Raw genomic sequence first — 18,268 nt, forward strand, 5'->3', positions numbered from 1 at the left:
GGGCAACACCTTAACCACGTGCCGCGATCGGCGTTACCGCCGGTTCTGCCTACGGCGCGCAGGCGTCGAGTGCGGAATCCACATCGGTCACCACGACGAGCCGATCCAGCGCACCCGGCGAGACGTAGCCGGTATCGGCCAGCCCCCGCAGCCACGTCAGCAGCCCGTCGTAATGGCCGAACGGGTCGAGCAGGATCAGCGGCTTGTCGTGCATACCCAGATAGCCGGCCGTCCACGCTTCGAAGAACTCCTCGAGCGTGCCGATGCCACCGGGCAGCGCGATGAACGCGTCGGAGCGGTCTTCCATTTCTTTCTTGCGTTCGCGCATGGTGTCGGTGACGACGAGTTCGGCCGCGTCGACATCGGCAAGCTCGCGGTGCACGAGCGCCTTGGGGATCACGCCGACGGTGCGACCGCCCTTGGAACGCGCACCGCGGGCCACCGCCCCCATGGCCGACACATTGCCGCCGCCCGAGACCAGCGTCCAGCCGCGATCGGCGATCGCCACGCCCACCTGGCCGGCCAATGCCAGTAGCTCGGGATGCGTCGGTCCCGACGCGCAATACACACACACCGCCCACTGGCGGTCGAATACAGCTGACACCTCCCCAACGTAAGGGTTCTGGGTGAACGAGCGATTTCCGGCCGGATGCGATCGTGTCCCCGACTACATTCGGCAACATGCCAGTCGATTGGGTGATCGCACCCCACGACCGTGCCCTGGACGGCGTCGAGGCCGGCCTGCGGAAGCGCTCCGGAGCCGTTCTGCTGGGGCCGGACGGCGTCGGGAAGACGTCCCTGGCCCGCACCGCCGCGGACTGGATCGGCCCGGACTTCCACCGGGTCGTCTGGATATCGGGCACCAAGTCCGGAGCTGCCATACCGTTCGCGGCGGTCGCGCACCTGATCGACGTACCGGCGGCCGGCAGGACTGCCGACGTCTTGTGCGCCGCCCGGGATTCACTCGGTTCGGACCTGCTCCTGGTGGTCGACGACGCGCATCTGCTCGACCGGCTGTCGGCCGCGCTGGTGTATCAGCTGGCCGTCAGCGGGGCCGCGAAACTCATCGTCACCGCCTCGGCCGAGCGGCCAGTACCCGACGAGGTCGCGGCGCTGTGGACGGACGGGTTGCTGAGCCGCGTCGAAGTGCAGCCCGCCGGACACGACGACGTGCGGCTGGCCGAACAGGTGTCGGCGTTCATCGCCGATCTCCCGGTGGGCGCCATGCACACGCTGCACTACCTCGCCGTGCACGATCCGCTGCCGTTGTCGGATGTGACGGCCTTGGCGGGCTCGGACGCGGTTGAGCGGGCATACGAGTCCGGGGCGGTACGAGTCGACGGCGCGATGGTGCACTGCGCGCATCCGCTGTTCCTGGACGCGGTCCGCGCGGTGGTCGGTGGGCCGGGGTTGCGCCGACTGCGGACCGCACTGGTCGAGCGGATGGCCGCCGCGCCGGCCGCCGGAGTGGTCGACCGGCTGCGGCTCGCGGTACTGGCACTCGAGAGTGATGTCGCATTTCCGGCCGCTGACCTCACCGCGGCGGGCGCCGAGGCGTTACGGCTCGGCGATTTGGAACTGAGCGAGCGGCTCGGCCGGGCCGCGGTGGCGGCAGGCGGCGGTTTCGAGGCCCGGCTGACGCTCGCCTACGCGCTGGCATGGCAGGGACGTGGACGGGAAGCCGACGCCGTGCTGGCCGAGGTCGATCCGGCCACGTTGAGCGAGTCGGAATTGATGGCGTGGGCCTTGCCGCGGGCCGCCAACCAGTTTTGGATGTTGTCGGAACCGGAGCGGGCCACGGCGTTTCTGCGTGCCACTAGCAACCGGGTGACCTCACCGCGCGCACGGGTGACCTTGGACGCGCTTTCGGCGACGTTCGCGATGAATTCCGGTGCACCGCAACGCGCTTTGGAGATCGCCCCCGGCGTGCTTGATTCCCCCGAAGCCGACGACACCGCGGTCGGATGGGCGGCCTCGGCGGCTGCGTTGAGTTGCGCGCGAATCGGTCGGTTCGGCGAGGTCGACGCGATGGCGCAGCGGGCGATCGACGCCGGCCACCCCGGGCTGTTGCGGTTCACCAGTGGATTCGGTCAGACGACGTCGCTCATCCTGGCCGGTGAGTTGGACCGGGCACAAGCGCTGGCACAGCGGTTGACCGATTTCGCACAGCTGCTGCAGCCGGGCCGGGCGATCGGCGAGGTGCTGGTGGCCGATGTGCTGATGGTCCGTGGCCAACTCGATGATGCGGTGACGCTGTTGCGCAGGGCGACAAGCGCTTTGGCGCCGACCGGATACTCCTGGGGGCCGCTGGCGTGGATGCTGTTGGCGCAGGTGCTCGGTCAGCGCGGTATGCCGGCGGAGGCGGTGAAGGCGCTGTCACGCGCGGAATCCCGGCACGGTCTGAAGTCGATGCTGTTCGCGCCCGAGCTGTCGTTGGCGCGGGCCTGGACCAGCTTCGCGCGCAAGGATTCCGCGGGCGCCATCTCAGCGGCGCGCGAGGCCGTCAAAGCAGCGGAACGCGGCGGGCAACTGGCGATCGCGCTGCGCGCATTGCACGACGCAGTCCGCTTGGGCGATGCCCGCGCGGTCGACGCGTTGGCCCGCATCGACGTGGACTGCCTTCTCGGCAAGCTCGCCCGTGACCATGCCCGCGCATTGGCCGCCGGTGACAGCGCCGCACTTCTGGAAGTGTCTGCGCGCTATCGCGAGCATGGACTCGGAGCTGCCTCCGACGACGCCACCCGTCAAGCGTCAGCCTGAATTCCTGCGTCGAGCGTTCGCTACCCGGCCATAAGCTTGGTTGGATCGCACGGACGGTGGAGGTGGCGGTGTGAGTGCGCTTGACGGGTTCTATTCGACGTGGAACAAGGCCCGCGAGACCTTCGGGCAAGGCACTCCCGACGACGGATCCCAGTTCGACGGCAGCTCACGGCTCATGGAGATGAAGGCCGGCGTCGAGGCCGCGGCACCCGATGACCGCTGGCAAGGTTCCGGATCTCAGGCCTACGCCGCGGCCAACAAAGAGCACGCGTCGGTCTACGAGAAGCTCGCCGAGCTCGACAAGAAGATGGCCGGCGAGGTCAAGAAGGCCGCCGACGTCGTGACTGTCGGACGGACCAACCTCGATACGTCCAAGGGCTGGGTCGAGAGCATGGTCAACTCACTGCCCACCGGCCTGTCGGCCACCGATCGCGAGAACAAGTTGATCCCGATCGCCAAGGCGGGCATCACCAAGGTCGACGACATCGTCACGTCCGCCACCACCGACATGACGACCATCAAAGGCAACGTCGACAAACTCAAGGGTGAGTACGACACCCTGACCAATCAGAGATTCGGCCCCGATGCGCAGAATGCGTCAGGCACCAACGAAGACCAGGGCCAGAAATCCGAAGAGGAGAAGCGCAAGGAGGACGTCGAGAAAGCCGCAGAGGAGGGGCGTAAAGACGGTGAATCACTGTCAGACGGAGAACTCAGCCCCGAAGAAGCGCAGCGCCTGCAGGACGCCACCAGTCTGACCGCGGAGGAAAAGGCTGCCCTCAACGAGGGCAATCTCAACATTCCCCCTGAGGACATGGCGTACTTCAACGGTTTGTCAGACTCACTGGACGGCAAATCCCCCGCCGAGATCAGGGCCATTCTCGACGGCCTCCCACCCAACCAGGCGCAGGCAGTGTCCAATGCGTTGCATCTTGTCGGTAGCGACAAAGTGCACACCGAGCCGATCGACCCGTCGCTCAAGCCCGGCGATGCTGGTTACGTCCCCGCACAGGGCGATGAGAACAACCTGCCGACGGGCATTCAGGACGTCTTCGATGCACCCCTCCTGGAAAGCCCGCCCCATCCCAACGATCCGTACCGCAACATGGACGAATACCGGGATATCGCGGCTATCTCGCAATATGGGGACCCGAACCTGCAGCGCGGCAGTGCCATCAACGACGGTCTACTCGCCCAAACACGCGAGCTCCTTGAGGATTTCGAGAACAAAGGCTTCCCCACCTATGGGGACACCGCGTGGGGCCATGAGAACCTCGACCCGACACTGCAGCGAATGCTGCAGGCCGCATCACAGGATCCGACGGCAGTCCACGACGCGATCGTCGGGTCGGATGGAAGTACACCGAACAACGGATTCATCGAGGATATTTACAAGCACAACTGGGCCGACAACGGCATCTCCGCAGGTTTCTTGTTACCGGACGAGACCGACACCAGCGTGCGCGCGGGCGAGACGATGCACGCATTCGACGATTACGCGGGCAGGCACTACAAGGAACTGTTGAATATCACCGATAATCAGTCGCTCGGTCAGATCAATCCCGCCCTGGCGCAAGAACTGGCGCGGGCGAACATGCCTTATATCGACGATATGGTGCTCGCCAACGACGACGGGACTCAAGGCTTCGGCTCCCTCGACGGGTTGGACAAGGCTGGCGGCGACGCGAACATGCCTGTCACTCGCGGCCTGTTCGCTGTCATCGATTCCGACCCGACCGCGAACAGGATTTTCGGCGGCGCCGCGGCTAACGAATGGCGCGGCTTGATCGCCGACTACTCGAGCTCACTCGTCGACGGACCGCGTCCGGATACCGGCGCGTTGCAGTCAGCGGGATATCTGCAACGCATGATGGACCAAGGCGAGTTTCTCAATCAGTACGACCAGACCGGGGACACCAAAGAGGCTGCGAAAAAGGCGATGGAAGCGCGCGGAGTATGGTACGACGCGATCCACGACGCCGTCGGATTCGTCCCGAAGGCCGATACGGCTCTCTCCATCTATGACGCCCTGCCTGGAGATACACTGCGTGATTTCTTCGTCGGGCAACCACCAGACATCAACAACCCGGAACTGCGTGGCAAGAACGTGAACGAGGTCATGCATCTCGCTGCTACCTATGCAGCAGCACGGGGGGCAGGGGATCTCGCGATATTCGGCGACCAGTTGCAGCCATCAGAATCGACCCAGAACTGGCTGGGCCCATTCGGCAGCGTCACAACCAGCGAGCTCACCGACTATCTGTCCGGGCTCGCGGGTCAAAACGACATGGGGTGGGACATGTACACGGGCGCCTACCAGCAGGGCCTCGACATCCCGCAGTACGAACTGGACGCACTACATCCGCAAGAGGACGAATAAGGACCCATGTCACGTGTATTGACTGCCGCAATCCTTGTTTGCTGCATGCTCGTCACGAGCTGTCGCGGCGACTCAGCACCTATCCCGCCCTCACCTACGAATGAGGCACGGTCGAACTGGCCGGCCGAGTTAAGCGATTTCCGGTTTCGGTGGAGCGCAGAACCCGGTATCGACATCGAATCGGGCCAGGCTGTGCCGCTCCGGGCATATTTGGAGTCGTGGCTGATCGTCGCATACACCGAGAACCTCGAGTATGCGTACCCCGGCTACCTTCGAGCGACACCGGAATCACTCAACCCCGGCGCCGCAGCGACACTCCGACTGCCGTTGCCGCAGCAGAAAATTCGCGAGTTCCGAGGCACAGTCTCGCCGGGCGAACAAGTCGCCGGAAACGAAGACCTGCACATCTTGCGTGTCGAACCCGCCGAACAAGGCTTCCGTGCCTTCGTATGTGACGCAACATTTCGGGTTTACACCCACCGCCCGCAGTCAGCGGCGTTCACTCCGTTGCGCGACACCGCCGTGACGCATTCGGGCAACGCTGACGCCCCGAACATGGCGGTCTGGCGTATCGAATTCAAGCAAGCCGCGGCCGAGGGGGATTCCCCCCCGGCCGCCGCGGGCCCGCAGTCGGGCTCGTCACCGGCACCGCTCGACGATGTTTTCGGCCCGTGGTCGGTTACCGGTTCAGAATCGGTGGCTTTCTGGTGGGAAGTCGACCATCCTGGCGTCGCCCGCGACTCCCCCGAGGCAACCCGCTTCCGGGCCGAAGCGCGGGAGACCGAGGATCAGATGCGGCAGGTATGCCTCGACCGCTATCCGATGAACGCCGCAGAACGTGAAAAGTTGGCTACCACGGTGATCGACAATCCCCCTCCGGTGGAGCCCGCTACGCCCGGATGGCCAAACCGCGAATGACATAGAACCTCCCCGGAGCACTCAACTTCACCGACCCCAAGATCCCGGGTCGGCCAGCGCAGGGTGACAAACTTCCGCACTTCACCCAGCTACGCCGACCGTAGAATCCTTAGCTAGACCGCATGAGCTCGACGCATGACAAGGGGCTTCGATGAATCAGTTCGTCGCCAACACCGGCGCCATGAACAGCTGGCAGCAGCAGCTGACCGATCTCAGCACTGACGTCGGCAACTTCATCAACAGCGCCCCCGGCGTCTCTACGGTCCTGAACAGCCACGGCACGATCGGCCACCCGATGCAGACCGCGTTCGACGCTGCGCAATCGGCACGTGGCAGTGCGATGGGTGCGACGCAGTCCGCGTCTGCCAAGATCTCCGATCTGCTCCGGCAGGCCGCCCAAGCATATGAGCGTGGTGACATGGCCTCGGCCGACAAGCTCAAGGCGCAGGCCCAGCAGATGGAGGGCGCAGCCGGTGCGCCGAGTTCGGCCGGGGGCACGCTGAGCGCCGGTGGTCAGGACGGCGGCGCCCAGTCCGCCGGCCAGATGATGGGCCAGTTCGGCCAGATCGCCGGCCAGATGATGCAAGGCGTCACCCAACCGTTGCAGGGCATGGCCCAGGCTCTCGGCCAGATGCCGCAGCAGGTGTTCCAGGGTGTTCAGGGCATCGTGCAGACCGCCACGCAGGGCGCCGCCGGAGCGGGCGGCGGCGCCGCGGCGGCGGCCGCACAGGGTGCCGGCGCCGGTGCGACGCAAGCAGGCGAAGCACCGGAAGGCGCGGCACCGGCCGGGGCCGGAGCCCCCGAGACCGGTGAGAAGGCTCCCGTGCAGTCGGGCATCATGAGCGAAGAGCGCATGCGCGAACTGCAGGGCGAGCGCGAGGAGATGCAGCGCATGGACCACGCCCCGGTCGGTCAGGACCGCCCGGGCATCAACCCGGTCAACCTGTAACCGTCAGCTCTCCGCCCTCGAGGCGCCACGAACGATCGATGCCGATCGAATCGAGAAACCGTTCGTCGTGGCTGACCACGATGAACGCGCCTTGATACGCGTTCAGCGCCGATTCCAGCTGCCCGACACTGACCAGGTCGAGGTTGTTGGTCGGTTCGTCGAGCAGTAGCAACTGCGGCGCCGGCTCGGCGTAGAGCACGCAGGCCAACGTCGCGCGCAGCCGCTCGCCCCCGGACAGCACGCCGACCGGCAGGTGAATTCGGTCGCCGCGAAACAGGAACTGCGCCAACAGATGCATTCTGCGGGTGTGCGACAGGCTCGGCGCGGCGGCAGCCAGGCTCTCGGCCACCGTCCGCTCCGGATCGAGCAGATCCAACCGTTGTGACAGGTAGGCGATTCGGCCGTCGGCGCGTTGCACCATCCCGGAATCCGGCTCGAGCTGCCCGTCGATGATCCGCAGTAGCGTCGACTTACCGGCACCGTTGGCACCGGTCAGCGCGATCCGCTCCGGTCCCCGTACGGAGACGTCGATTCCCGTGTCGGCGAACAACTTCCGGCCGCCACGGCTGATCTGCACTCGCTCCGCCGTAAACAAGGTCCGGCCGGCGGGAACCACCGTGTCGGGCAGGTCGAGCACGATGACCTTGTCGTCGCGCAACGCGCGTTCGGCGTCGTCGAGCCGGGAACGCGCATCGTCCACCCGCCGCGAATGCACGTCGTCGGCCCGCGCCGCCGACTCCTGCGCGTCTCGTTTGAGCTTGCCCGCAATGATTTTCGGCAACCCGGCGTCCTTGATGTTTCGCGCGGCATTGCTCGCCCGCCGCGCCGCACGCTCGCGAGCCTCCTGCATCTGGCGCTTCTCGCGCTTGAGTTGCTGTTCGGCGTTGCGGATGTTGCTCTCGGCCACCCGCTGACCGGCTTCCACGATCTCCTGGTATGCGGTGAAATTCCCTCCGTAGAAGACGATGTCACCGCGATACAGCTCGGCGATCTGATCCATCCGGTCCAGCAGCACGCGGTCGTGACTGACCAGCAGCAGACACCCGGCATAGTCGTCGATAGCTGCGTAAAGACGTTGCCGCGCAACGAGATCGATCCAGGTTGTTGGTGGGCTCGTCGAGCAGCAGCACATCGGGTCGTTTCAGCAGTTGCGCCGCAAGACCCAGCGACACCACTTCCCCGCCGGACAGCGTCCCCATCTTCCGGTCGAGTTCCAGCTCGGCGAGGCCGAGCCGATCCAACTGGGCCCGTGACCGCTCCTCGATGTCCCAGTCATCGCCGATGATCGTGAAGATCTCCTCACTCGCGTCACCTGCGGCCAGCGCCGCGAGCGCATCGAGCACGGGCTCAACGCCGAGCACTGCCGACACCGTGAGATCGGCGACGAAGGGCAAGGTCTGAGGCAGGTAGCCGACCGTGCCGTTCACGGTCACCGAACCGGCCGTCGGTTTCAGTTCTCCGGCAATCAGCTTGAGCAGCGTGCTTTTTCCGGCACCGTTGGGTGCGACGAGTCCGGTGCGGCCAGGTCCGACGGTGAATGACAGCTCCGAGAACAGTTCGGTGTCATCGGGCCACGAAAACGACAAATTCGAACAGACAATAGACATGCTGGAACTCCAGAAGAGTCTGCGGCACGCAACCGCAGTGAGGACAGGACGACAGAATCGGCTCTCGGGGTTTTACCCGGAGATCTCGTCGTCTCCCAGCATGTTTTCAGCCCACCTCGGTCGACAGCAGTTGCAATCACCCATGATAGCGACGGGTGCAACCGATTATCCGGTCAGGAATAGCCGCGCAACCGATCCAGTTCCCGCCGTTCACGTTTGGTGGGCCGGCCGGCGCCCCGGTCGCGGACCGGAACGGCGGCCAGGATCTCCTTGGGCGGAGGTGGCGGGCTGCGGTCGATCAGGCATTCCGCGGCGATCGGCGCTCCGACTCGTTTGGCGATCGGCCGCACCACCTCGACGATGCGTTCGCGGCCGTCCAACCGGACCCGCACCTCGTCGCCCTGGCTGACGTGCTGTGCCGGCTTGGCGGCGACGTCGTTGACGCGAACATGGCCACCCCGGCAGGCCGCCGCCGCCGCGGAGCGGGTCTTGGTGATCCGCACGGCCCAGATCCAGCTGTCGACGCGAACACTGCTCACCTGTCCAACGGTAGCCCGGTCAGCTCGTCAGATAGCGGCGCAGCATGTCGGTCGCGGCGGTGATGGCATCGAGCGGGACGCGTTCGTCGACGCGGTGCGCGAGGTTGGGGTCGCCGGGCCCGTAGTTGACCGCCGGGATCCCCAGCGCGGCGAAGCGCGCGACATCGGTCCAGCCGTACTTGGCGCGCACCTGTCCCCCGGCGGCGGCGATCAACGCGGCCGCGGCGGGTTTCGACAGCCCCGGTAGCGCCCCGGCTGCGGCGTCGGTCAGTTCGATCGTCACGTCGAGCCCGTCGAACACCTCGTGCACGTGTGCCACGGCCTGCTCGACGCTGCGGTCCGGTGCGAACCGGAAGTTCACCGTGACGGCCGCGGCGTCGGGGATGACGTTGCCGGCGATCCCGCCGTCGATTCGGACCGCCGAGAGGCCCTCCCGGTACACGCAGCCGTCGATGTCGACCGAACGCGCCTCGTACGCCGACAGCCGGTCGAGGACCGCACCGAGTTTGTGAATCGCGTTGTCGCCGAGCCAGGATCGCGCGGAGTGCGCGCGGGTTCCGGTGGCCTTGACGACGACGCGGATGGTGCCCTGACAGCCGGCCTCGATGTAGCCGCCGGACGGCTCACCCAGGATCGCGACGTCGGCGACGAGCCAGTCGGGCAGCTCGCGCTCGATGCGGCCGAGGCCGTTGGCGCTCGATTCGATCTCCTCGCAGTCGTACATCACCAGCGTGATGTCGTGCGTCGGTTCGGCGATCGTGGCGGCAAGATGCAGGAACACCGCATCACCGGACTTCATGTCCGACGTGCCGCAGCCGTACATCTCCCCGTCTTCCACGCGGCTCGGCAGGTTGTCGGCCGCGGGCACCGTGTCGATGTGTCCGGCGAGCATCACGCGCGACGGGCGGCCCAGGTTGGTGCGGGCCAGCACGGCGTCACCGTTGCGGATCACCTCGAACGCCGGGGCCTGCGCGCGCAGCGCCGCCTCGATCTCGTCGGCGATGCGCTGCTCGTGTCGTGACTCGCTGGGGATGTCGACGAGCGCCGCCGTCAGTGCGATCGGATCGGCGCGCAGGTCTAGCCCCATGGACACCGAGGCTAGTCCAGTACCGTGTAGCTCCGTGACTGCAGCATCTGGCGTCGGCCTGGCCACCATCGCCGCCGACGGAACCGTCCTGGACACCTGGTTTCCCGCGCCCGAGTTGAGCGCGAACAGCCCGGCCGGAACCGTCCGGCTGAGCGGCGACGACGTGCCCGCCGAGTTCTCCGGCCTCACCGGCAAGGACGAGGACCGCAACGTCGAGGTCGTGGCAGTACGCACGACGATCGCCGACCTCGGCGACAAACCGGCCGACACCCACGACGCTTACCTGCGCCTGCACCTGCTGTCGCACCGCCTGATCGCCCCGCACGGAGCCAACATGGACGGCATCTTCGGCAAGCTGACCAACGTGGTGTGGACCAACTTCGGACCGTGCGCGGTGGATGGCTTCGAGACCACGCGTGGCCGGCTGCGTCGTCGCGGCGCGGTCGCGGTGTACGGAATCGACAAGTTCCCCCGCATGGTCGACTACGTGACGCCGACGGGCGTACGCATCGCCGACGCCGACCGGGTGCGGCTCGGCGCGCACCTCGCCTCCGGCACCACGGTCATGCACGAGGGCTTCGTGAACTTCAACGCCGGAACCCTGGGGACCTCGATGGTGGAGGGCCGGATCTCGGCGGGTGTCGTGGTTGACGACGGCTCCGACATCGGCGGCGGCGCGTCGATCATGGGCACGTTGTCGGGCGGCGGCACCGAGGTCATCTCGGTGGGGAAGCGCTGTCTGCTCGGCGCCAACGCGGGTCTCGGTATCTCGCTCGGCGACGATTGCGTCGTCGAAGCCGGCCTCTACGTGACCGGTGGGACCAAGGTGACCACCGCCGACGGTCAGACGACGAAGGCCAAGGAACTGTCCGGCGCAAGCAATCTGCTGTTCCGCCGCAACTCGCTGTCGGGTGCGGTCGAGGTCGTCAAGCGGGACGGCACCGGCATCACTCTCAACGAGGCCCTGCACGCGAACTGACTCGAGGTGGGTGAGGCAGAATCGGGCGGGTGACATACCCGCCGAGGGGCGATCAACCGTGGATCCGACCCGGCAGCGCGCCTTCGCCGTTTGACGACGCCACCATCCAGTTCGCCCGTAGCAACCTGCCTGCGCCCGAGCCGCAGGCACCGCCCAAACGCCGCGGCCCCAAGATCCTGTTGACCGCGGCCATCGTCATGCTCCTTGTTGTGGCGGGTCTCGGCGCAGCCGAATGGTATGCCCGCGACCGCGCCAAGAGCATCGTCTCCGCGACGCTGCAGTGCTTGATGGGCGATTCGTCCACGGTGCAACTCGCGTCGATGCCGCCGTTCCTGTGGCAGCACTTCACCGGGGATTACACGGTCATCGACATCCAGACTGCCGGTCGGCAGATCCGCGAAGCCAAAGGCATGCGGTTCGACATCGCCATCCGGAATCTGCGGCTCGAAGACGGTCCGGGTAGCGCCGGAACGATGGGTTCCCTCGACGCCGACGTGACCTGGCCGGCGGACGGCATCAAGGAATCGATCCAATCGGCGATTCCGGTGCTCGGCCAGCTGGTGACCGACGTGACGAGCAACCCCGACGACGGCACGCTGGAACTCAACAGCCTGCTGGCCAGCGTCACCGTGAAACCGGAGGTCAGCGCCAAAGGTGGTCTCGCCTTGCAGATCGTCGATGCCACCGGGCCGGGGATGGGCGCGATCAGCGATCTTCAGCCGATGCTCGACGACTTCCTGGCCAGCCAGACCGACAACTTCCCCCTCGGCGTGCACGCCGACAGCGTGGCCGTGGACAAAACCGGTGTGGTGGCGCACTTTTCCACTACTAACGCCACCCTTCCGGCCGGCGGGGAAGACGACTGTTTCGCGGGCTGACACGACCCGCCCTATCGGATGGCGAAGTTGACGCCGACGAGCCGTTCGGACAGATCCCACAGGCGGGCGGCCTCGGTGGCGTCGCGGGCCGGTTTGTAGACGTCCTGCTCGGCAGGTGAGCCAGCCAGATGCCGGAACCCGCTGGGCCCGTAGAATTTACCGCCCTGCGCGTGCGGGCTGGTGGCGGCATACAGCGCGGGCAGCATGCCCTCGTCGACGGATTTGTTGACCAAGCCCAGCCGGGCCATCAGGCGGACCACGCGGACCTGAAGCGTGTCGCGGCTGCGACCCATATGCGGTTGGGCGGCCAGCAGGTTGGTCGGTGTCACGCCGGGGTGTGAGACGTTACTGGTGATGCCCCATCCGGCGCGCTCGCTGCGGCGGTTGAGCTCGAGACCGAACATCAGGTTGGCGATCTTGGACTGGCTGTATGCCTTGCTCTCCGAGTAGGACTTCTCGAAGTTCAGATCGTCCCAGTTGATGGCGTTTCTTTCGGCGGCGATGCTCGACTGGGTCGTCACCCGCGCCCGGCCCGCCCGCAGCACAGGCAGCAGCCGCGCGGTGAGCGCGAAATGCCCGAGATGGTTGGTGCCCCACTGCAGTTCGAAACCGTCGACGGTGGTTTGGCGGTTCGGTGGGCTCATCACGCCTGCGTTGTTGATCAACAGGTGCACCGGTCGTCCCTCGTCGACCAGCTCACCGGCAAGGTCGGCGACGGACTGCAACGATGACAGATCCAGACGACGGATACCGACCCGGGCACCGGGCGTGGCGATTTTGATGCGGTCAACGGCGCCACGACCTTTGTCGGTGTTGCGCACCGGCAGAATGACCTCGGCACCGGCAGCCGCCAACCGCCCGGCGAGCCCGAAACCGATGCCGTCGCTGCCACCGGTGATCACGGCCAGTTTGCCGCTCAGGTCCGGCACGTGAACTTCTGCATTGCGCGGCATCACAGTCTCCTCGGTGCGTTGTCAGCTCTGTGATTCCAAGCTGTCAGGTTCCTGATGGCGCATTCAGGGGCGGTTTATCCACTGATCGCCGATCCCCCGATGACCGGGTCCTCCCGCCGCCTGGTCGCCTCACCCACCATCGTGTTGTGGAATCCGCCGAGGCCGATCTCGCTGATGTGGCCGATCTGTTGCGTGCGCGCCGGCGAGTGTTGCAGCCAGAAGACGTCGGTCTCCCGCGGGGCCCGCGCCGGCGCACGCCTGGTCTGCGCCGCGACGAGGTCGCCGCGTTGTGTTCGGTGTCGTCTGCCTACTACGGCAGGCTGGAACGCCGCTGCGGCCCTCGCCCGTCGCCGACCATGCTCGCCAACATCGCTCGCGGCCTCCGGTTCGCTCGAGCCGACCGGGACCGGTTGTTCAGTGCGGCGGGCTATGACGTCGCCGCGCAGACCCTCGGTACGGCGCATGTGAACCCCGGCGTCATGCACGTATTGGGCCGATTGGCCGACACACCGGCCATGGCCGTCGACGCGCTGGGCGGGGTGCTGCATCAGACACCCTCGGCGAAGGCACTTTTCGGCGACGCGTCCGGCTTCACCGGTTGGTCGCGAAGTGGTTATTACCGGTGGTTCACCGACCCAGCCGAACGGCAACGCCACGATGTGGATGAGCACGTAACCATCGGTCACGAGATCGTCCGCGATCTGCGCCGAAGCCGGATGGATGGTGAACTCGGCGCAGCAGCAGCGGAATTGGTGAAGCTTCTGCTGCGCCGCAGCGCGGAGTTCGCCGAGATGTGGCGGCGTGAACCGCCGCTGGACGCGGTCCGGGTCAACCGGCCCTGCCGTGTCGTTCATCCCGCACTCGGTGTGATCGACTTGCAGCGCGAGGTGTTGTTCGACAGGGACCGCAACCGGCGGGTGGTGATCTACCTGACGGTGCCGGGTTCGGAAAGCCACACCAAGCTGAAACTGGCCACGGTCATCGGCCACCACCGATTCGACGGTTGAAACTCACTGGCTCACCCGCGCATCGGCGGGGAGGTCGCGCAGGTAGGACTCCGGGTCGGCGCCCAGCGCAGTGAGTTTGGCGTGGCTGGTGGTCCCGGGTTCGGCGGTGAACACCAACAGGCTGTGCGATTGCACCGCGTCGTGCAGGATCTGGCATTGCACCTCTAGGACACCGAGTTTCGGATGCACGATGCGTTTGGTCAGTTCGGGAGCATGCCCGACGTCGTGGCGCTTCCACAGTTCGGCGAACTCGGCGCTGCGGCTCAGCAGGTCGTCGACGATCTGGGCGGCTCGCGAGCCGGCACCGTCGCGCGCATAGGCCATTCTGGCGCCGGCAGCGTATGACAGCCCGATGGCGGGGCGATCGTCGACCGGATACAGCTCGCGGGACGCGTCGTCGGTGAACCATCGGTACACAACGCTGCGCGCGAAGCCTTGGTAGGTCGTTTCCTCACCGAGCAGAGCCCGCGCCGGCGGGGTCTGCACCAGCGTCTCGCCCAACGCCGACATCACCTGAGCCGGTGTGTCTTGCAGGCGATCCAGAATCCGCATCGTGGCCGGGCTGACATGATCCCCGGTGGGTAGTCTGGCCGGGGCGTTGTGCCCGGCCAGCCGGAACAGGTGGTCGCGTTCGTCCAGCGACAACCTCAGCGCGCGCGCCAACGAGACCAACACGTCCGCCGACGGCTGCGGTGCACGCCGCTGCTCCATGCGGCAGTAATAGTCGGTCGAGATCAGCGCGAGTGCCGCGACCTCCTCACGGCGCAATCCGACGGTTCGCCTGCGAGGACCGGCGGGCAATCCCACGTCCTCGGGTGTCAGCGCTTCACGTCGGGTGCGAAGGAAGTCGGCCAGCTGTCCCTGATCCATCAGCCCATTGTCACCGGTCAGTCGGCGGCCAGCACGCAGAACTCGTTGCCCTCGGGGTCTGCCAACACCACCCACGTCTGTTCGCCCTGGCCGATGTCGACATGCCGGGCGCCGAGGCCGATCAGGCGGTCCACCTCGGCACCCTGGTCGTCGGGGGTGAAGTCGAGGTGCAGGCGGTTCTTGACCACCTTGTCGTCAGGCACCGCGAGGAACAACCAGATGGGGCCGGCACCGGCCGGCGGGGTCAGCACCACGTCACCGTCGGAATCGGTGTGCTTCGGCCAGCCCAGGGCCTGCGCCCACCACGCACCCAACGCTTCGGGATCGCGGGCGTCGATGCAGATCTCAGAGAACCTCAACCCCATTGCGCGAGCTCCTTTTTCAGGACCTTCCCCATCGCATTGCGGGGCAAGCTCTCGACGAGCCGCACTTCCCGTGGCCGCTTGTGCACCGAAAGCTGCTGTGCGACATAGTCGATCAGGGCTGCCGGCTCAGCGTCGCCGACGACGAACGCGACGATGCGCTGGCCGAGATCGTCGTCGGCCACGCCGACGACGGCGACCTCGCTGACGCCGGGATGGCCGAGCAGCACCGCTTCGATCTCACCGGCGCCGACGCGATAGCCACCGGACTTGATCAGGTCGACCGACTCCCGGCCGACGATGCGGTGCATCCCGCCTTCGTCGATCACCGCGACATCCCCGGTGCGGTACCAGCCGTCCGCATCGAATGCCTCTGCGGTGGCATCGGGTCGATTGAGGTAGCCGTCGAACACCATGGGCCCCTTGATCTGCAGCCGCCCAATGGTTTCGCCGTCGTGGGGCACCGGTGCGCCGTCGTCGTCGACCAGTCGCGTGTGTACCCCGGCAAGCGGTAACCCGACCCAACCCGGTCTGCGCTCACCGTCGGCGAACGTGCTCAAGGTGATGAGCGATTCGGTGCTGCCATAGCGTTCCACCGGCGGCTTGCCGGTGAGCTTGGTCAACTGCTCGAACACCGGTACCGGCAGCGGTGCACTACCCGACACGAGCAGACGCGCCGACGACAGGGCCAGCGCCGCGTCGAGGTCGTTGACCACCCGCGACCAGACGGTCGGCACACCGAAGTACAGCGACCCCTGCGCCTCGGCATAGGCAGCGGGTGAGGGTTTCCCGGTGTGTACGAAGCGGTTTCCGATCCGCAGGGAGCCGATCAGTCCCAGCACCAAACCATGGACGTGAAAGAGAGGCAGCCCGTGCACCAGGGTATCGTCAGCGGTCCACTGCCAGGCCGTCGCCAGAGCGTCGATATCCGCGGCGATCGCCCGCCGGCTCATCGGTACCCCTTTGGGCGGGCCGGTGGTGCCGGATGTGTACATGATGATCGCGGTCGCATCCGGCGCGGGCTCCTGATAGCGGTGCCAGGACCGGGCATGCAGCCGGACGGGAATGTGCGCCAGCCCTTCCGTTTCGTCGGGCCGCTCCCCCAGCCAGGCCTGAGCGCCCGAATCCGTCAAGATGTGACGGCGCTCGGTGGCCCCGACGTCGGCGGGCACCGGCACCACCGGCACGCCGGCGATCAAGCATCCGGTGATCGCCAGCACGGTGGTCGCGGTCGGTGTCGCCAGGACGGCGACCCGTTGGGCGGCGGCAACGCGTTCGGCGACCGAGGTGGCGGCGCCGACGATATCGCTGCGGCTGAGCACAGCACCGTCGATGCGGACCGCATCGCCGAGATCGGCGCCGGCAGCGACCGCTGCGGGGTTCAAGGAGGCCAGCAACACGCATGTGAGGCTACTCCGCCGGGATAATGGAACGATGGGAGTAATCCGGCAGGTCTCGACACGTGAGGTGTACCGGAACAACTGGTTGACGCTGCGTGAGGACGACATCGTGCGCCCCGACGGCAGTAGCGGGGTCTACGCGGTGGTGGACAAACCGACCTACGCACTGGTGATCCCGTGCGATGGTGACCGATTTCACCTCGTGGAGCAGTTCCGGTATCCGCTCGGGCTGCGGCGCTGGGAGTTCCCGCAGGGCACTGCACCTGAACAGCAACACCTCGAACCCGCAGAATTGGCTGAGCGTGAGCTTCGCGAGGAAACCGGGCTCCGCGCGGCCAGCGTGGTGCGGCTCGGCCAACTCGACGTCGCACCGGGTATGAGCAGCCAGCGGGGTTGGGTGTTCCTGGCGACCGGGCTGACCGAGGGCGACCACGAACGCGAGCACGAAGAACAGGACATGCACAGCGAATGGTTCACCCGCGCCGAGGTCGAGCGGATGATTCGCGACGGCGGCATCACCGACGCGCAGAGTATCGCAGCGTGGGCGATGCTCTTACTTCACCAGGGTTGACGCCGCCACCGGGAAATGTTGCGGGGCAAGGTGTTCGGCAGTGAACGTCAGGCGCGTTCAGCCAACGCACGCAGGAAGAACGTCAGGTTGGCCGGGCGTTCGGCGAGCCTGCGCACGAAGTAGCCGTACCACTCATATCCGAACGGCACGTACACCCGTACATGGTTGCCGGCATCGGCCAACCGTCGCTGCTCGGCGTCGCGGATGTTGTAGAGCATCTGGTATTCGAAATCGTCGATCCCCCGGCCGAATTCGCGGATCAGGGCGGGTACGGCGTCGATGATCACCGGATCGTGCGAGGCGACCATCGGATATCCGCGGCCGCCCATGAGCGTTCTCAGGCAGCGCAGATAGGAGTCGGTGACCTCGTCGGTGTCGCGGTAGGCCACCGACGCAGGCTCGTCGTAGGCGCCCTTGCACAGCCGGATACGGGCACCCGCCGCGGCGAACTCCTCGCAATCACCATGCGTGCGCTTGAGGTAGGCCTGCAGGACCGTGCCCAGCCAGTCGAACTCAGTCCGCAGGTCGCGAACGATCGACAAGGTGGAGTCAGTGGTGGTGTGATCCTCGGCGTCGACGGTCACCCATGCGCCGACTTCCCGTGCCTTCGTACAGATGGTGTGCGCGTTCTCGAGCGCGATCTTCTCGCCGTCCCGCGGCAACGCCTGGCCCAGCGCAGAGAGCTTGAGCGACACCTCCAGTGGGCGGACCGGCATTTCGGCCTCGGCACGCAGTTGCAGTCCGTCGAGCAGCGCCAGGTAGGCCCGTACCGTATGCTCGGCATCCTCACTGCTCGTCGTGTCCTCACCGAGGTAGTCGATGGTGACGAGGCGCCCCGAACCACGCAGCGCCACAACAGCATCGAGGGCATCGGGAATGGTCTCGCCGGCGACGAACCGGTCCACCACCTTACGGGTCACCGACAGCCGTTCGGCGGTGTGGCGCAGGCGCTGCGAGCGCGACGCCGCCAGGATCGCCGGTCGCGCGACGCGATCGAAGACGCCCATG

General features: G+C 66.5%; 16 protein-coding genes and 1 pseudogene. 8 read left to right on the forward strand and 9 right to left on the reverse strand.

What is annotated here, in order from left to right; all coding sequences use genetic code 11:
- Window positions 1-49 precede the first annotated feature (49 nt).
- A complete protein-coding gene (locus tag ACRCUN_RS17160) occupies window positions 50-604 on the reverse strand; it encodes a cytokinin riboside 5'-monophosphate phosphoribohydrolase (protein WP_462142818.1) in 555 nt (184 codons plus the stop codon).
- 77 nt (window positions 605-681) lie between these two features.
- Here ACRCUN_RS17160 and ACRCUN_RS17165 point away from each other — a divergent pair, with 77 nt between their 5' ends.
- The 4 genes from ACRCUN_RS17165 to ACRCUN_RS17180 all read left to right on the forward strand — a co-directional run bounded on the left by ACRCUN_RS17165 (window position 682) and on the right by ACRCUN_RS17180 (window position 7,007).
- On the forward strand, window positions 682-2,760 hold the full coding sequence (locus tag ACRCUN_RS17165; protein ID WP_462142819.1) for an AAA family ATPase: 2,079 nt from the start codon (window positions 682-684) through the stop codon (window positions 2,758-2,760).
- Between the two features lie 70 nt (window positions 2,761-2,830).
- Window positions 2,831-5,140: a TPR repeat domain-containing protein gene (locus tag ACRCUN_RS17170; RefSeq protein ID WP_462142820.1), complete on the forward strand. Its 2,310-nt coding sequence runs from the start codon at window positions 2,831-2,833 to the stop codon at window positions 5,138-5,140.
- 192 nt (window positions 5,141-5,332) lie between these two features.
- Entirely contained in the window at window positions 5,333-6,058 is a 726-nt protein-coding gene (locus ACRCUN_RS17175) for a hypothetical protein (protein WP_462142821.1), read from the forward strand.
- 151 nt (window positions 6,059-6,209) lie between these two features.
- Window positions 6,210-7,007: an ESX-1 secretion-associated protein gene (locus ACRCUN_RS17180; RefSeq protein WP_462142822.1), complete on the forward strand. Its 798-nt coding sequence runs from the start codon at window positions 6,210-6,212 to the stop codon at window positions 7,005-7,007.
- On the opposite strand, the pseudogene ACRCUN_RS17185 reads toward ACRCUN_RS17180, so the two are convergent.
- The 3 genes and pseudogenes from ACRCUN_RS17185 to dapE all read right to left on the reverse strand — a co-directional run bounded on the left by ACRCUN_RS17185 (window position 6,997) and on the right by dapE (window position 10,240).
- Window positions 6,997-8,614: pseudogene (locus ACRCUN_RS17185) on the reverse strand (ABC-F family ATP-binding cassette domain-containing protein). The gene ACRCUN_RS17180 and the pseudogene ACRCUN_RS17185 overlap by 11 nt on opposite strands.
- A gap of 173 nt (window positions 8,615-8,787) precedes the next feature.
- A complete protein-coding gene (locus ACRCUN_RS17190) occupies window positions 8,788-9,153 on the reverse strand; it encodes an Hsp15 family ribosome-associated heat shock protein (RefSeq protein ID WP_462142823.1) in 366 nt (121 codons plus the stop codon).
- Window positions 9,154-9,172: 19 nt separating this feature from the next.
- Window positions 9,173-10,240 (reverse strand): succinyl-diaminopimelate desuccinylase, encoded by a 1,068-nt coding sequence (gene dapE / locus ACRCUN_RS17195; protein WP_462142824.1) that lies wholly within the window; start codon window positions 10,238-10,240, stop codon window positions 9,173-9,175.
- Between dapE and dapD the strand changes: the two genes are divergently transcribed.
- Both dapD and ACRCUN_RS17205 read left to right on the forward strand, forming a co-directional pair.
- The gene (gene dapD / locus ACRCUN_RS17200; RefSeq protein WP_462142825.1) at window positions 10,239-11,219 is read left to right on the forward strand and encodes a 2,3,4,5-tetrahydropyridine-2,6-dicarboxylate N-succinyltransferase; all 981 of its coding nucleotides are present in this window, start codon (window positions 10,239-10,241) and stop codon (window positions 11,217-11,219) included. The genes dapE and dapD overlap by 2 nt on opposite strands.
- Before the next feature lie 29 nt (window positions 11,220-11,248).
- Complete coding sequence (locus ACRCUN_RS17205) at window positions 11,249-12,097, forward strand: LmeA family phospholipid-binding protein (RefSeq protein ID WP_462142826.1); 849 nt, start codon at window positions 11,249-11,251, stop codon at window positions 12,095-12,097.
- A gap of 11 nt (window positions 12,098-12,108) precedes the next feature.
- Here the strand turns inward: ACRCUN_RS17205 and ACRCUN_RS17210 are convergent, their stop codons facing one another.
- Complete coding sequence (locus tag ACRCUN_RS17210; RefSeq protein ID WP_462142827.1) at window positions 12,109-13,050, reverse strand: SDR family oxidoreductase; 942 nt, start codon at window positions 13,048-13,050, stop codon at window positions 12,109-12,111.
- 146 nt (window positions 13,051-13,196) lie between these two features.
- Here ACRCUN_RS17210 and ACRCUN_RS17215 point away from each other — a divergent pair, with 146 nt between their 5' ends.
- A complete protein-coding gene (locus tag ACRCUN_RS17215; protein WP_462142828.1) occupies window positions 13,197-14,057 on the forward strand; it encodes a helix-turn-helix transcriptional regulator in 861 nt (286 codons plus the stop codon).
- Between the two features lie 3 nt (window positions 14,058-14,060).
- Here the strand turns inward: ACRCUN_RS17215 and ACRCUN_RS17220 are convergent, their stop codons facing one another.
- The 3 genes from ACRCUN_RS17220 to ACRCUN_RS17230 are packed head-to-tail and all read right to left on the reverse strand — an operon-like array spanning window position 14,061 to window position 16,689.
- Window positions 14,061-14,927: a helix-turn-helix transcriptional regulator gene (locus ACRCUN_RS17220; RefSeq protein ID WP_462142829.1), complete on the reverse strand. Its 867-nt coding sequence runs from the start codon at window positions 14,925-14,927 to the stop codon at window positions 14,061-14,063.
- 17 nt (window positions 14,928-14,944) lie between these two features.
- A complete protein-coding gene (locus tag ACRCUN_RS17225; protein ID WP_462142830.1) occupies window positions 14,945-15,292 on the reverse strand; it encodes a VOC family protein in 348 nt (115 codons plus the stop codon).
- Window positions 15,283-16,689: an acyl-CoA synthetase gene (locus tag ACRCUN_RS17230; protein ID WP_462142831.1), complete on the reverse strand. Its 1,407-nt coding sequence runs from the start codon at window positions 16,687-16,689 to the stop codon at window positions 15,283-15,285. The genes ACRCUN_RS17225 and ACRCUN_RS17230 overlap by 10 nt, the downstream gene beginning before the upstream one ends.
- A 34-nt stretch (window positions 16,690-16,723) precedes the next feature.
- Between ACRCUN_RS17230 and ACRCUN_RS17235 the strand changes: the two genes are divergently transcribed.
- A complete protein-coding gene (locus ACRCUN_RS17235) occupies window positions 16,724-17,260 on the forward strand; it encodes an NUDIX domain-containing protein (protein WP_462142832.1) in 537 nt (178 codons plus the stop codon).
- 47 nt (window positions 17,261-17,307) lie between these two features.
- Here ACRCUN_RS17235 and ACRCUN_RS17240 read toward each other — a convergent pair whose 3' ends face one another.
- On the reverse strand, window positions 17,308-18,267 hold the full coding sequence (locus ACRCUN_RS17240; RefSeq protein WP_462142833.1) for a proline dehydrogenase family protein: 960 nt from the start codon (window positions 18,265-18,267) through the stop codon (window positions 17,308-17,310).
- Between the last annotated feature and the right edge of the window lies 1 nt (window position 18,268).

The organism is Mycobacterium venezuelense (genome assembly GCF_054919535.1).

What these genes read in the sequence shown, in the direction of transcription:
- ACRCUN_RS17165 (WP_462142819.1), top strand. Translation starts at nt 682, where the DNA reads ATGCCAGTCGATTGGGTGATCGCACCCCACGACCGTGCCCTGGACGGC.
- ACRCUN_RS17180 (WP_462142822.1), top strand. Translation starts at nt 6,210, where the DNA reads ATGAATCAGTTCGTCGCCAACACCGGCGCCATGAACAGCTGGCAGCAG.
- dapD (WP_462142825.1), top strand. Translation starts at nt 10,239, where the DNA reads ATGGACACCGAGGCTAGTCCAGTACCGTGTAGCTCCGTGACTGCAGCA.
- dapE (WP_462142824.1), bottom strand. Translation starts at nt 10,240, where the DNA reads ATGGGGCTAGACCTGCGCGCCGATCCGATCGCACTGACGGCGGCGCTC.
- ACRCUN_RS17210 (WP_462142827.1), bottom strand. Translation starts at nt 13,050, where the DNA reads ATGCCGCGCAATGCAGAAGTTCACGTGCCGGACCTGAGCGGCAAACTG.
- ACRCUN_RS17220 (WP_462142829.1), bottom strand. Translation starts at nt 14,927, where the DNA reads ATGGATCAGGGACAGCTGGCCGACTTCCTTCGCACCCGACGTGAAGCG.
- ACRCUN_RS17225 (WP_462142830.1), bottom strand. Translation starts at nt 15,292, where the DNA reads ATGGGGTTGAGGTTCTCTGAGATCTGCATCGACGCCCGCGATCCCGAA.
- ACRCUN_RS17235 (WP_462142832.1), top strand. Translation starts at nt 16,724, where the DNA reads ATGGGAGTAATCCGGCAGGTCTCGACACGTGAGGTGTACCGGAACAAC.
- ACRCUN_RS17240 (WP_462142833.1), bottom strand. Translation starts at nt 18,267, where the DNA reads ATGGGCGTCTTCGATCGCGTCGCGCGACCGGCGATCCTGGCGGCGTCG.